The organism is Longimicrobium terrae (genome assembly GCF_014202995.1).
In the GTDB taxonomy this organism is placed as follows: domain Bacteria; phylum Gemmatimonadota; class Gemmatimonadetes; order Longimicrobiales; family Longimicrobiaceae; genus Longimicrobium; species Longimicrobium terrae.
In genome coordinates this window covers 330,880-343,710 of record NZ_JACHIA010000002.1, presented here as the reverse complement: position 1 = coordinate 343,710, position 12,831 = coordinate 330,880, and the positions used below count along the sequence as shown (strand labels likewise).

Genomic DNA, 12,831 nt, shown 5'->3' with positions numbered 1-12,831 from the left:
CCGAACGCCCGCTCCCGAGCCCCGCGCTCCACACGCCGCCCAAACCGGGCGCGTGCTGCGCGCCGCATGGGCCGCCAGCTTTGGAGCCACGCTGCTCATCTCGCGGCCGCTCTGGCTTACGGCGCGGGACTATCCGCACGTCCCGGTCATTCCCGGCCTGCCGCAGCCTCCCGAGCCGCTGGCGCAACTGCTGTTCTGGGCGGCGGTCCTCGCGCTCGCGGCCAGTGCACTCGCGACGCGGGGGCTTTCCATCCGGCCGGATCGGCCCATTGCCGTGGTATTGGCGATCACCGCGCTGTGGGCGGGGCTCGATCAGACGCGGTGGCAACCGTACATGCTCACGTATGTCATCGCGGGAGTCGGGCTGCTGATGGCGGCACAGCCCGCAGCCCGCCCATCGTGGGCCATGGCGCCGCTCCAGCTGGCGCCGGTACGTGAGTCCGCACGTTCGTCCAGGCAGCCGCCGCCCGGAATGGCGGGTCGGACCCTGCACCCCACAAAAAGCCCCGCGTACCTCCGCCACCCTCGCGTCCCCCCGCGTGAAACACTCACACGTGCCGCAAAAAGAGACCGGCGGAGAGCCACGAGGGCCCTCCGCCGGTCATCACTCCGGACGATCTACCAAGCCGCGAGGGCTTAGTACATTCCGTCCATGCCGCCGCCGCCGCCCGGCATCGACGGCGCCGAGCCCTTGGGCTCCGGCTTCTCCGTGATCACCGCCTCGGTGGTCAGCAGCAGCCCGGCGATGCTGGCCGCGTTCTGCAGCGCGGTGCGCGTCACCTTGGTGGGGTCGATGACGCCGGCCTGCACCAGGTCCTCGTACTCGTCCGTGCGGGCGTTGTAGCCGTACGAAGCGCTGCTGTTGCCGCGCACGTTGGCCACGACGATGCTGCCTTCGACGCCGGCGTTGGTCGCGATCTGGCGGATCGGCTCCTCCAGCGCGCGCTCGATGATGCGAACGCCGATGTTCTCGTCCGCGTCGTCCAGCTGAAGCGACTTCAGGCCGACCTGCGCACGCAGAAGCGCTACGCCGCCGCCGGGGACGATGCCCTCTTCCACCGCCGCGCGCGTGGCGTGCAGGGCGTCCTCGACGCGGGCCTTCTTTTCCTTCATGGCCGTCTCGGTGGCCGCGCCCACGTGAATCACCGCAACACCGCCGGCCAGCTTGGCCAGGCGCTCCTGCAGCTTCTCGCGGTCGTAGTCCGAGGTGGTCTTGTCCATCGCGTTGCGGATCTCGGCGATCCGGCCCTTGATGGTCTCGGTCTCGCCAGCGCCGTCGATGATCGTGGTGTTGTCCTTGTCGATCACGACGCGCTTGGCGCGGCCCAGGTCGCTGACGACCGCGTTCTCCAGCTTGAAGCCGACTTCCTCGGTGATCAGCTGGCCGCCCGTCAGGATCGCGATGTCCTGCAGCATGGCCTTGCGGCGGTCGCCAAAGCCGGGGGCCTTGACCGCGGCCACGCGCAGGGTGCCGCGCAGCTTGTTGACGACGAGCGTCGCGAGGGCCTCGGCCTCCACGTCCTCGGCGATGATCATCAGCGGACGGCCCATCTGCGCGACCTTTTCCAGGATCGGCAGAAGGTCCTTCATGGTGCTGACCTTCTTGTCGTGGATCAGGATCAGCGCATCCTCGAGGACGGCTTCCATGCGGTCCGGGTCGGTCACGAAGTACGGCGACACGTAGCCGCGGTCAAACTGCATGCCCTCGACGGTCTCCAGCGTGGTCTCGAGGCCCTTGGCCTCTTCCACCGTGATCACGCCGTCCTTGCCGACCTTTTCCATCGCGTCGGCAATCAGGTTGCCGATTTCTTCGTCGCTGTTGGCCGAGATGGTTCCGACCTGGGCGATTTCCTTCTTGCCGGCCGTCTCAACCGAGATGCTCTTGAGCTCGGCGATCACGGCTTCCACGGCCTTGTCGATGCCGCGCTTGAGCGACATCGGGTTGGCGCCGGCCGTCACGTTCTTGAGGCCTTCGCGGAAGATGGCCTGGGCAAGCACGGTGGCGGTGGTGGTGCCGTCGCCGGCCAGGTCGCTGGTCTTGGTCGCGACTTCCTTCACCATCTGCGCGCCCATGTTCTCAATCGCGTCCTCGAGCTCGATCTCCTTGGCGACGGACACGCCGTCCTTGGTGATCAGCGGCGAGCCGAACTTGCGGTCGATGACCACGTTGCGGCCCTTGGGGCCGAGCGTGACCTTGACGGCTTCGGCCAGCTTGTCGATACCGCGCTTCAGCGAGGCGCGCGCATCGGTGTTGAACGTAAGCTCTTTGGCAGCCATGCGTTCGTTCCTTTTATCTGCAGGTTAGGAAAAGTCGTTCAGTAGCACGGACAGGCGGTACGGACGGCTTCAGCCGACCACGGCCAGAACGTCGGACTCACGCAGGATCAGGTACTGCTCGCCCTCGACGGTGACTTCGGTGCCGCTGTACTTACCATACAGCACCTTGTCGCCCACCTTGAGCTCCATGTCGACGCGCTTGCCGTCTTCAATGCGGCCGTTGCCCACGGCGACCACTTCGCCCTGCTGGGGCTTTTCCTTGGCGGTGTCCGGGATGTACAGCCCGCCACGCATCTGCTCGCTCTCCTCGAGCGCCTTGATGACGACGCGGTCTGCCAGCGGCTTGACCTTGATGTCGGTCGCGGTAGCCATCAGTAACCCTCCATTGGATGAGTTTGGGTGAAGCTTGTTAGCACTCAAGTCCGTCGAGTGCTAACGACAGGCGTCAACATACGCGTTCGCCGGCCGATGTCAAGCGCCGGCGATGCGCTCAGCCGCACGGCGCGGCGGATACGGGGCGGCGCGAATGCAGCCGTCGTACCTGAATTTTTCTGCCTTGTTGACGGATTGTGTGCCGGAGCGGCAGGCGGTCTGTCGTGGGCGGCAGAGTCCGTGAACGGCCCTCACGCGGAGGTCGCGGGGGTCGCGGAGGTCGCGGGGAACAGCAACGGATGGGCATCACACAGAGTCAGCAGAGTCAACAGAGAGAACCACTTTGAACTCTGTTTACTCTGTTAACTCTGTGTGAGAATTGCTGTTGATGTGGATGGGTGTCAGGTCGGCGGAGCCGCGCGCAGTTCGTGGAGGCGGCGCTCCAGAAAGCGGCGCTCGGGCTCCTGCCGCGCAAGGGACAGGGCGCGCTCGTACGAGGCGATCGCGTCGGATCGTCTGCCGATTCGGCTGCACAGCTCCGCGCGGGCGGCGTGCGCCAGGTGGTAGTCACGCAGTTCTCCGCCCTCCAGCAGCGCATCGATCAGGCGCAGGCCGGCCTCGGCGCCGTCCCGCATCGCCACAGCGGCGGCACGGTTCAGGGCGACCACGGGGGACGGATCGGCGCGCATCAGCACGTCGTACAGGCCCACGATCTGGGGCCAGTCCGTCGCCTCCGCGGTGGCGGCTTCTGCGTGGACGGCGGCGATGGCGGCCTGCAGCGTGTACGGGCCGAAGCGGCGCGACCGCAGCGCGTGCTCCACCAGCGCCGCGCCCTCCGCGATCCGCTCGCGGTCCCACCGCCCGCGATCCTGATCCGCCAGCAGCACCAGCTCGCCCTCCGCCGTCGTCCGCGTCGCGCGCCGCGCCTCGTGCAGCAGCATGAGCGCAAGCAGGCCGGCAACCTCCGGCTCGGGCAGCAGTTCCATCAGCAGGCGGCCCAGGCGGATGGCCTCGCCGCTCAGGTCCGCGCGCGTCAGCGAGCTTCCGGCGGAGGCGGAGTATCCCTCGTTGAAGACCAGGTAGATGACCTGCAGCACGGCATCCAGCCGATCCGGCAGTTCCGCCGGTGACGGGATCTGGTAGGGGATGCGCGCGTCGCGGATCTTGGCCTTCGCGCGGACGATCCGCTGGGCAAGCGTGGGCGCGCCCGTCAGATACGCGCGGGCGATCTCCTCCGTCGTCAGCCCGCACACCTCGCGCAGCGTGAGCGCCACCCGCGCATCCGCCGAAAGCGCGGGGTGGCAGCATGTAAAGATGAGGCGCAGCCGGTCATCCCCGATCCCCTCCCCTTCCCACTCGTCCGGCTCGGCGTGATCGTCCACGTGCGCGGCGAACTGGGCCACCCGCGCGTCCCATCGAGCCCGCCTGCGGATGGCGTCGATGGCGCGAAAGCGGCCGGCGGAAACGAGCCACGACCGCGGATTGGCGGGCACGCCTTCGCGCGGCCACCGCTCCACGGCCGCCGCAAACGCATCGTGCAGCGCCTCTTCCGCGAGGTCGAAGTCGCCCAGCAGGCGGATCAGCGTGGCGAGAACCCGGCGTGAGTCCGTTCGATACACGGCATCCACCGCCCGCCGCGCCTCATCATCTCCCGTCATCAACCGATGTTTCCGCATCGAACTCCACCACGGGGCGGACCTCGATGCATCCCGTGCGCGCGGACGGGATGCGCGCGGCGATCCGGACCGCCTCTTCCATCCCGCTCGCCTCGATCAGGTAGAAGCCGCCCAGCTGCTCCTTGGTCTCGGCATACGGCCCGTCCGTGGCGGAAATTCTGCCGTCCCGTACGCGCACGATCGTCGCCGTCGCGGCGGGATGCAGCGCCTCGCCCGCGAGGTGGTGACCATCCGCCTCGATCCCCCGCCCCACAGCCAGGCACTCGGCCAGCCACGCGTCCGCCTCGGCCTGCGGCATCGCCTCCCAATCGCGCTCCTGCTGGTAGATCAGGCACAGGTACTTCATCGGTATCCTCGTCCGGGTGCCGTCGAAAGTATTTGCGGATCGAGGGGAGGCGGATGCCCGTCCTCCCCCCGATCCCGGCGATCATCTACATCTCGAATTCCATGATCGGCCGCACCTCCACCGAGCCGACGCGCGCGGACGGGAAGCGGGCCGCCACCTGGATGGCCTCGTTCAGGTCGCGCGCCTCGATCAGGTAAAAGCCGCCCAGCTGCTCCTTGGTCTCGGCGAACGGGCCGTCGGTGGTGGTGAGCTTGCCGTTGCGCACGCGCACCGTGGTCGCGGTGGCCACGGGCTCCAGCGCCTCGCCCGCGATCAGCTGGCCGCTCTGGGCAAGCGCGTCGCTGATGGCGAAGTACTCGTCGATCATGGACTTGGACTCGCTCTCCGGCATCTCGTTCCAGGTCTGTTCGTTGTCGTAGATCAGGCAGAGATACTTCATGAGGACTCTCCGGGATGGATGAAAACCGCCGTGAACACCCATGGTCGAACGGGGAGCGGCGATTTCGACATCGAAGGCGGATGAGGGGACCGGGACGCGTAATCTCCATCAAAAAGCGACGGAGTCAACGGAAACGATCTCCGCCGACTCCGTCCATGCATGCTGCGCGGCTCCGGTTCAGCGCGAGGCGGCGGGGCCGATGTACCGCTGCGCGTAGTCCAGAAAGGCGGGCCAGTTGGGGCCGGTCGTGTGACCGCCCGCGTGCTGGCGGAAAGCGATCTCCCCGCCGGCAAGCGTGGTCTCCTGTGGCGGAAACTGGTCCGCATCCAGCCCCCGCCGCCCCAGCAGCCGGTAGACGGGCCCCGCATGCACGCCGGCGATGAACATCCCGCGCGCGTCGATCCACTGCCCCTCCACCGCGGGCGATCCCACGCTGATGAACACGGGACGCGGCGCGCACAGGGAGATCAGCTCGTGCGCGTCCACCGGCAGGTCGGTGGGCGAAAGCGGGCCTGCGTAGCGGATGAAGTTGCCCGCGAACCAGTGGTACTCGCCGGACGACGCCAGATTCTCCACCTGCTCGCCGAACACGCGGCGCAGGATCTTGGCCCCGCCCGCCCCCGACGAGCCGATGAAGCCGATGGCCAGGCGCGGCTCGTACGCCATCGCCACGATCGCCGCCTTGCCGTAGCGCGAGAGCCCCTCGATCCCCACCCGCCGCGCGTCCACGGCGGGATCCGTCTCCAGGTAGTCGATGGCGCGGCTGGCGCCCCACGCCCACGCCCGCAGCGCGCCCCAGTCGTCCGGCCGCCGCGGCTGCCCGCGGTTCGCCAGCCCGATGACGCCGCGGGTGAGCCCCGCCCCGCTGTCTTCCTGGTAGCTCGTGGGGATCAGCACCGCGTATCCCCAGCCGCGCGCCAGAAGCTGCTGCTGCCATGTCGGCGCCGCGGGAGCCGCCCCGTTTGCAGACACGGGCGGCGGCCGCATCCCCGGCGGCGGCGCCCACCCGAAGTTGATCATCAGCGGCACGGGCCCCGTCGCGTCAGCCGGGGTCGTCACAGTAAGGTCGATGGCGACGGAACGCAGCGGGTACGCCCGGTTGTCCACCCGCCCCACCAGCTTCTTGACGATGACGGGCACGCCGCCGTTCATCTCCCGCGTGGTGCTGGCGACTTCCCACCGCACCCCGGGGACGTCGCGGGGCACGCGGCCGTACACCTCGCGGTCAAAGTGCTCCACGATCTCCGCGCGGCGCCGCTCCCATTCCGCCGCGGTCCGCACCGGCTTGCCGTCATTGAAAACGAGCGGATCGGGGAGCGACGCATACGGCGACGCGCGAGACTCGTCGGCGTTGGCGGCGTTCGGCGCGCGCGGGTTTCCGGACGGCCCGGGCCGCAGCGAATCGATCCCCAGCAGCGCCATCATCCGCCGGTGATCCTCCTCCGCGGTCAGGGCGACGGGCGGCGCCGGAGACGCCTGCGCGCTGGCCTGCTCGGCAGCGAAGACGGCAAGCACGGCCATGACCGGCAGGATGCGGGTTGCGGAGATCGGCATCGGCGGTGGGATGAGGAGGAGAAGAGCCACGGCAGCAAACGGCGCAAGTCATCTTATCACTTCCACCCGCTGGACGAAACTCTCTCCACACGGCACCACGGAACGCCGAACTTGCGCCTATCCATTCAAGACGCTTAGTTGATGGAACCATGGCTACAGGAGCCACACGACCAACCGGAGGAGGGGGACGATGAAGAAGCTCAGGATGGACGATCTGCGCGTGGAGACGTTCGCGACCGGGTCTGCCGGGGGCGAGGGTACCGTGCGCGCCCACGAGGCCGTAACGGATTATCCCTGCTATCCGCAGGAGCCGGACTACACCGAGGCCTGCCCGCCGCACACGTCCGTCACCTGCGACGTCAGCTGCAACGGCTCCTGCTATAACAGCTGCTACGCGAGCTGCCAGAACACGTGCCGCACCTGCTGGCAGGGCACCTGTCCGAACGCCACGTGCTACCCCTGCTATCCGGTCGAGCCGGAGCCCTGAGCCAACCGCGCCGGGAGGATAGAAAAAGAGCGTCCGCGGAGAAACCTCTCCGCGGACGCTCGTCTTTGTACCCGCCGCGGCCTGTCAGGCTTCGCGGTACGGAACCTCGATCACCATGCCGTCATACGCCGTGACCACGTCCGGAAACAGCGGCTTGGCCTCGCGCTCCAGCAGCCGGGGATCATCCGCGTAGCGCGGGGAAAAGTGCGTGAGCGCCAGGCGCCGCACGCCGATGGAGGCCGCCAGTTCCGCGGCCTCGCGGGCGGTGCTGTGCCCCGTGGCCACCGCGCGGTCCGCCTCGTCCTGCGCGAACGTCGCTTCGTGGATCAGCAGATCCGCGTCCCTGGCGTGCTCGCGCGTCCCCGCCGTGGGCCGCGTGTCGCCGGTGTAGACCACGCGGCGGCCGGGACGCGCCTCGCCCACCAGTTCTCCGGGATCGAAGACGCGGCCGTCCACCTCCACCGTCTCCCCGTGGTGCAGCTTGCCCCACAGCGGCCCCTCCGGGATACCGAGTTCCCGCGCGAGCGCCGCGTTGAAGCGCCCCATCCGCGGATGCTCCACCACCGCGTAGCCCAGCGAGCGCCCCGCGTGCTGCGTGCGGAACGGCACCACGTCGTAATCGCCGCGTTTGACCGCCTCACCCGGCTCCAGCTCGTGGATGGGCACCTCGAACGGCACGCGCTCCACGCCCAGGTCCACGGCCTGCCGCAGCGTGTCGGCCGTGCCGCGCGGCGTCCACAGGTGCACGGGCTCCTCGCGCGCCTGCAGCCCCAGCGTGCGCAGCAGCCCGATGACGCCCAGAAAGTGGTCCGCGTGCAGGTGCGTAAAGAAGATGTCGCTGAAGGCGAAGCCGGTGCCGTAGCGCATCATCTGGCGCTGCGTCCCCTCGCCGCAGTCGAACATCATCGTGTCGCCCTCGCGCTGCATGATCAGCGACGAGACGTTGCGGCCCACGGTGGGGCGCGCGGCGGCGGTGCCCAGGAACGTGACTCTCATCGCGCCACGGGCTCCGCGAGGCGAGTACGAAAGTGCGGGAGTACGAGAGTACGAGAGTGGTGACCGATGCCGTCAATTTCGTACTTTCGTTCCTTCGCACTTTCGTACTTCAGTTCCATCCCCTTCACGCCGTCACCACCTCCACCTTCAGCCCCGGCTCGATCTCCGACTTGGGAATCAGCGCCGGCCAGTACGCCATGATCTCCTGCACCGCCGGGCGCCCGCCCGCAAAGCCGGTGACGGACGGCGGGCCGGCCAGGACGAGCGGCGCGATCTCCTTGGTGAAGCGCTCCACCGCCGCTCTGTCCTGCCCGCGCACGCCCCAGCGGACGGTCACCTCGGGCAGGTCGCGCGGCAGCGGGCCGGCGAGCGGGCCGTGGGTGGCGTTCCACCCCACGTATTCCGTCAGCACCTCGTCAAACTTCAGCCCCAGACGGTCCAGCCGCTCGCGCAGCACGCGGTCGGCCATCTGCGCCTTTTCCACCGCGTCGGGCCAGGAGTAGACGAGGGTGCCGGACGCCTTGTAGCCGTCGGAGTACGCGATGCTCACCTTGAGCAGGTCCGTGCGCGGGCCGCCCGTGACGCCATGCACGCGAACGCGGTCCGGGCCGGCCTCTTCCAGGCGGATGCTGGTGAAGTCCGCCACCACGTCCGGCGTGATGTAGCTGTGCGGATCGCCCATCTCGTAGACGAGCTGCTCCTTGACCGTGGGCACCGTCACGCGCCCGCCCGTGCCGTCGTGCTTGGTGACGATGAACGAGCCGTCCGGCGACGCTTCGATGATGGGGTAGCCGATGCGCGCCAAGTCCGGCACCGTGCGCCAGTCCAGCAGGTGGTTGCCGCCCGACGCCTGCGCGCCGCACTCGTTGATGTGCCCCGCCACCACGCCCGCAGCGATGCGGTCGTTGTCGTCCAGACTCCACCCGAATTCGTGGATCATGGGCGCGTAGGTCAGCGCCGTGTCCGTGGACCGGCCGGTGATGACCACGTGCGCGTCCTGGCGCAGCGCCTCCACGATGGGGCGCGCGCCGATGTACGCGTTGGCGCTCTGCACCCGGTCCAGCACGGTGCTGAGCGGCTCGCCCGTTTCCATGTTCTTGAGTTCCACCCCGCGCGCCAGCAGATCCGGCAGGCGCTCCAGGATGTCGTCGCCGGTGATGGTGCCCACCCGCGCGCGGCCGCCCAGCCCCGCCTTGCGGGCCTCCTCCAGCACGGCGTCGCGGCAGCCGTTGGGGTTCACCCCGCCGGCGTTGGCCACCACGCGAATCCCCCGCTCCACCACCGCGGGCAGAATCTCGCCCATCAGCGGCACGAAGTCGCGCGCGTACCCGGCCGACGGGTTGCGGCTGCGCTGCTTCTGCATGATCGACATCGTGACCTCGGCCAAGTAGTCGAGCATCAGGTAGTCGATGGGGCCGCCCTCCACCTGCTGCTTGGGCGCGTCCAGCTGGTCTCCCCAGAAGCCCTGGCCGGAGGCGATGCGGATGGTCTGTTTCATCAGCGGATCGAATGATTTCAGTCGAGGGGACGCAGCCGGGCGGCCCCGCGGGGTCAGGCTCCGGTCCAAAAACAATCCGGAGGCCGCGTGCAGCCTCGGGACGGGGATAATTCACCTCGGAGGCCCCGGCGGCAACCCATGCGGCTCACGCACGCCGTCTGGATGGGCGCAGAATCTCATCCACCGGAACCACCAATCCCGACAGCGCATCGGAAACAAACGAGTCTCCCAGACCGAAACTGCGGACTTCCGCGTAGTCACCGCTGGCCGGCGCCGTGTAGACCGTGATTGTGTTTGCGCCTCCATCCGCGTGCCACATCTCGGGAATCCCGAACCGCGCCCGTTGCCGCCGATGCATCTCGAGGTCGCCAGGGATGGAAGGTGCCGTCGCTTCCATGGTGACCAGCGCGTCCGCCCCGCATGGCCATTCATCCCGGTCATAGTCCTCCAGCCGCCCCCGAAGGATCGAGATATTCGGGATCGCCACGTTGGAATCGTCCAGGATGATCCAGACACTCGCGGCGCAAGGGAGAAAGCGGTCCGTGTCCACAGCGCGGAACAGAAAGTCTGTCGCACGCATCCGGATCCAGCTCTCGACAGCCCCGGTCTGCGGACGTACGAGCAAGAACCCTTCAACGAGTTCCGCATGCTCGGCCGGTGTGATCAGGCCGCCGTTCATCATCTGCTCGTAATCCCGCAGCGACCAGTACCGAACGTGACCGCCGATGGCGTATACCACGCCGTCGAGCAGTTCGTAGCCACGAAACGGAATCAGACCGATCTCGGCGAGCTTGTTGAACTCGTCAACGTTCCAGCGTCGTACGCCCGCAGGTGCTTCGTCCATGCCGTCCTCCCGTCGTTGTGACTGAAGTGCGCGAACTGGACAAAGCTAAAGACAGAGTCGAAGAACGTCAACTCTGTCCATTTACGACACCGGACGCACAACCCGCGGCACCGTAAACCCGAGTCTCAGATGAGGAGGCCAACAACGCCAGCCGTGGAGCATCACAAGCGAAAAGCGGTCGCATGCGGAAACCCGCATGCGACCGCTGTTTCTCTCCACTCTATTTCTAGGTGGGCGCGAGTCACGTTCCGCATGACCTGCACCTTCTGTACGTTCACGTGGATTGGTCGCCTTCAACCTGCCACTCTTCAACGCTCAACCGTATAAAATCCTCCAGAGAAAGTCCGGCCATTGTGCGTCCGGCAGCAGTGAACCCATAGAAATTTTGGTTCTGAGCGACGAACTCGGTCGTCGTCAATGCTGTGTACGTCTCCGGGATAACAGAAAGCCGCATGTTTCCTGGAAGACTTCGTTGGATCACCCAATCCACTTGGCCCTCTGGAAGTAAACGGGCGAGCCCCATTCTGCTGGATTCGGCTACGTTGATCGCAGATTTCTGATACGCCCCCCGTGTGATGATCGTGCCCTTGGTTCCATGTCCGCCGATCTGATCCAGCTTTTTGGAAAATTCCTCGACAACTCGGACTGGAACCGCTGAACTGTAATCTTTGCACTCCCAAATCCAGAGCAGGAACGGACTCTCCGCGCCGGGGATTGTAGCCTCTATGGAAACATCGAAAATGATCTCTTCCTTGCGTATCTGGGAATAATAGGACGGGTTAAGGCGCACCAAGCACGATCTCGGGTCTAAGGGCAAACTGCCGGTTGACACCATCTTGTTCAGCGTGTCGAAAACCTCCTGCTCAAGTGCCTTACCGGTGTTGACAGCCCGCCCTTTTGGTCTCGCGACGGGTTTTCGAGGATTTGCCATTCTGATCTCGCTGGTGAACTGACGCGTTTACCTCTCAACTAGCTAAACTTGGTACAACTGACGAAGTGCTGTCTCCAGATCTGAATCGTAAATACGTTGTAATCCGTAGGTTGAAGACGTGTCAATCAGATTCAGTTCTCGCAGGCGCATCTGAACGACGGCCTGTGATACATTGTAGTGCTGAGCGACACCTTGAACCGTGCGGTAGAAGTCCCTTTTTATATGTTTTTGGTGATCTAACCAGATCTTCCCCCGACGGCTAATCCCAAGATCCCGCTGCACCTTCGCGAGAACTGTCTGGACGGTAATCCGAGGCATCAGGATCGACGCGGCGAATCGGTTTGCCTGCCATTCCATGATTGTACGCGGAACGGAGTCAGAGCGAATCACAACAAAATCTCGCGCGGAATCCCGAATCTCGACCTCACCCTGCTCCTGAAAGGCTTGCGGCTGAACCTTGCTGTGGAGGAAGAAATGGCCGATCTCATGTGCGCAGGTAAACACGTAACGGGGATCGGTCCTCTCCAGATCCTTGCTAATCGTCAAGTGCTGGCGCGAGAACGAGTAGGTTCCAAGACAGGGCTCTCCATTAGGCTTGTATCCTAGATGCCCGTCATGTGAGAAGGTACAGAAGCTCCCTTCCTTCAGATCACGTAGTATGTAGCCAAGATTGGTGGGCAGAGGGAGGTCCACATTCAACGCATACCGGGCGAGTGTGGAGAGGAAATGCTCAGCAACCCGTTCAACATCGTCGCGGCTAAGTCTCGGAATACCGAGATTATCTCGGAACACCCTCATCAGCACCGTTCTCTTCAGGCCAGAAGCAATGGATGTCTAAGATTACTGTTGGGTGCGTCTTAAACTCAACCCCCTTCTTACAACAAAAAGATGGGGCGGCTGGAAATCCCAGCCACCCCGAGAAGAGCATCGCGAGATGCATCACCAAACTTACCGGTAGGCCGTTCTCGACCCGGTTAGGACCATCTATCAGGCCGCTACAAGCCTGATGTTGGGATGATCGGCGATGATCTCGATGACGGTTTCGAAGTAGGTATTACCCACGCCGCGCTCGAGTTCATCCAGTTGGCGGCCGATCAGTTCCACGTTGAAGACATGGGGCCGCTCGAGCTTGGCGCGCAGAAACGCCGTCGTCGTCTCCACCCCCAGCGCGGAACGGCTCGCGTCCATGTCCCGCCAGACCACCGTGACCGCCTCCCGCCCAGCGATGGCGCCAAATCCGCCGGAGAGCAGGTCGTTGAGCGCGTCCAGGCTTTCCCCCAGCGCCCAATCCTCATCCGCCATGAAGACGCGGTTGATCTCCGCGTAGAACGACGGAATGCCGGTGATGCTGCCGCCGGCGATCGTCAAGGTCTTCGCGGCCGCCTCGCCTGTCTCCGCCGGCCCGGTCACT

The 12,831-nt window shown here is 65.9% G+C and carries 13 protein-coding genes; 1 reads left to right on the top strand and 12 read right to left on the bottom strand.

Features of this window, described 5'->3' with window-relative positions; all coding sequences use genetic code 11:
- Positions 1-636: 636 nt before the first annotated feature.
- From groL to HNQ61_RS05095, 6 genes are all read right to left on the bottom strand, one after another.
- Positions 637-2,277, bottom strand: coding sequence for a chaperonin GroEL (gene groL, locus HNQ61_RS05120; RefSeq protein WP_170037704.1), 1,641 nt, complete (start codon positions 2,275-2,277; stop codon positions 637-639).
- A 69-nt stretch (positions 2,278-2,346) separates the two neighbouring features.
- Positions 2,347-2,631 (bottom strand): co-chaperone GroES, encoded by a 285-nt coding sequence (gene groES / locus HNQ61_RS05115; protein ID WP_170040373.1) that lies wholly within the window; start codon positions 2,629-2,631, stop codon positions 2,347-2,349.
- 419 nt (positions 2,632-3,050) lie between these two features.
- Positions 3,051-4,307: an RNA polymerase sigma factor gene (locus tag HNQ61_RS05110; protein WP_170037706.1), complete on the bottom strand. Its 1,257-nt coding sequence runs from the start codon at positions 4,305-4,307 to the stop codon at positions 3,051-3,053.
- The gene (locus HNQ61_RS05105; RefSeq protein WP_170037708.1) at positions 4,294-4,671 is read right to left on the bottom strand and encodes a YciI family protein; all 378 of its coding nucleotides are present in this window, start codon (positions 4,669-4,671) and stop codon (positions 4,294-4,296) included. Before HNQ61_RS05105 ends, HNQ61_RS05110 begins: the two co-directional genes overlap by 14 nt.
- 85 nt (positions 4,672-4,756) lie before the next feature.
- On the bottom strand, positions 4,757-5,110 hold the full coding sequence (locus HNQ61_RS05100; protein ID WP_170037710.1) for a YciI family protein: 354 nt from the start codon (positions 5,108-5,110) through the stop codon (positions 4,757-4,759).
- A gap of 177 nt (positions 5,111-5,287) precedes the next feature.
- The gene (locus HNQ61_RS05095; RefSeq protein ID WP_170037712.1) at positions 5,288-6,664 is read right to left on the bottom strand and encodes an alpha/beta hydrolase family protein; all 1,377 of its coding nucleotides are present in this window, start codon (positions 6,662-6,664) and stop codon (positions 5,288-5,290) included.
- Positions 6,665-6,854: 190 nt separating this feature from the next.
- On the opposite strand from HNQ61_RS05095, the gene HNQ61_RS05090 reads away from it, so the two are divergent.
- Complete coding sequence (locus tag HNQ61_RS05090) at positions 6,855-7,151, top strand: hypothetical protein (RefSeq protein WP_170037714.1); 297 nt, start codon at positions 6,855-6,857, stop codon at positions 7,149-7,151.
- A gap of 84 nt (positions 7,152-7,235) precedes the next feature.
- Here the strand turns inward: HNQ61_RS05090 and rnz are convergent, their stop codons facing one another.
- The 6 genes from rnz to HNQ61_RS05060 form a co-directional block, all read right to left on the bottom strand.
- A complete protein-coding gene (rnz, locus tag HNQ61_RS05085; protein ID WP_170037716.1) occupies positions 7,236-8,147 on the bottom strand; it encodes a ribonuclease Z in 912 nt (303 codons plus the stop codon).
- 124 nt (positions 8,148-8,271) lie between these two features.
- Positions 8,272-9,645: an acyclic terpene utilization AtuA family protein gene (locus tag HNQ61_RS05080; protein WP_170037718.1), complete on the bottom strand. Its 1,374-nt coding sequence runs from the start codon at positions 9,643-9,645 to the stop codon at positions 8,272-8,274.
- A 145-nt stretch (positions 9,646-9,790) separates the two neighbouring features.
- On the bottom strand, positions 9,791-10,489 hold the full coding sequence (locus HNQ61_RS05075) for a Uma2 family endonuclease (protein WP_170037720.1): 699 nt from the start codon (positions 10,487-10,489) through the stop codon (positions 9,791-9,793).
- Between the two features lie 274 nt (positions 10,490-10,763).
- Positions 10,764-11,420 carry a restriction endonuclease gene (locus tag HNQ61_RS05070; RefSeq protein WP_170037722.1) on the bottom strand — a complete coding sequence of 219 codons (657 nt, stop codon included), beginning with the start codon at positions 11,418-11,420 and terminating at the stop codon, positions 10,764-10,766.
- Positions 11,421-11,462: 42 nt separating this feature from the next.
- Positions 11,463-12,218 (bottom strand): ImmA/IrrE family metallo-endopeptidase, encoded by a 756-nt coding sequence (locus HNQ61_RS05065; RefSeq protein ID WP_240978998.1) that lies wholly within the window; start codon positions 12,216-12,218, stop codon positions 11,463-11,465.
- A 189-nt stretch (positions 12,219-12,407) separates the two neighbouring features.
- Positions 12,408-12,830: a barstar family protein gene (locus HNQ61_RS05060; protein ID WP_205761917.1), complete on the bottom strand. Its 423-nt coding sequence runs from the start codon at positions 12,828-12,830 to the stop codon at positions 12,408-12,410.
- Position 12,831 lies beyond the last annotated feature (1 nt).

What these genes read in the sequence shown, in the direction of transcription:
- HNQ61_RS05080 (WP_170037718.1), bottom strand. Translation starts at nt 9,645, where the DNA reads ATGAAACAGACCATCCGCATCGCCTCCGGCCAGGGCTTCTGGGGAGAC.
- HNQ61_RS05110 (WP_170037706.1), bottom strand. Translation starts at nt 4,307, where the DNA reads ATGACGGGAGATGATGAGGCGCGGCGGGCGGTGGATGCCGTGTATCGA.
- HNQ61_RS05070 (WP_170037722.1), bottom strand. Translation starts at nt 11,420, where the DNA reads ATGGCAAATCCTCGAAAACCCGTCGCGAGACCAAAAGGGCGGGCTGTC.
- HNQ61_RS05065 (WP_240978998.1), bottom strand. Translation starts at nt 12,218, where the DNA reads ATGAGGGTGTTCCGAGATAATCTCGGTATTCCGAGACTTAGCCGCGAC.
- HNQ61_RS05090 (WP_170037714.1), top strand. Translation starts at nt 6,855, where the DNA reads ATGAAGAAGCTCAGGATGGACGATCTGCGCGTGGAGACGTTCGCGACC.
- HNQ61_RS05095 (WP_170037712.1), bottom strand. Translation starts at nt 6,664, where the DNA reads ATGCCGATCTCCGCAACCCGCATCCTGCCGGTCATGGCCGTGCTTGCC.
- HNQ61_RS05100 (WP_170037710.1), bottom strand. Translation starts at nt 5,110, where the DNA reads ATGAAGTATCTCTGCCTGATCTACGACAACGAACAGACCTGGAACGAG.
- groL (WP_170037704.1), bottom strand. Translation starts at nt 2,277, where the DNA reads ATGGCTGCCAAAGAGCTTACGTTCAACACCGATGCGCGCGCCTCGCTG.
- rnz (WP_170037716.1), bottom strand. Translation starts at nt 8,147, where the DNA reads ATGAGAGTCACGTTCCTGGGCACCGCCGCCGCGCGCCCCACCGTGGGC.
- HNQ61_RS05075 (WP_170037720.1), bottom strand. Translation starts at nt 10,489, where the DNA reads ATGGACGAAGCACCTGCGGGCGTACGACGCTGGAACGTTGACGAGTTC.
- HNQ61_RS05105 (WP_170037708.1), bottom strand. Translation starts at nt 4,671, where the DNA reads ATGAAGTACCTGTGCCTGATCTACCAGCAGGAGCGCGATTGGGAGGCG.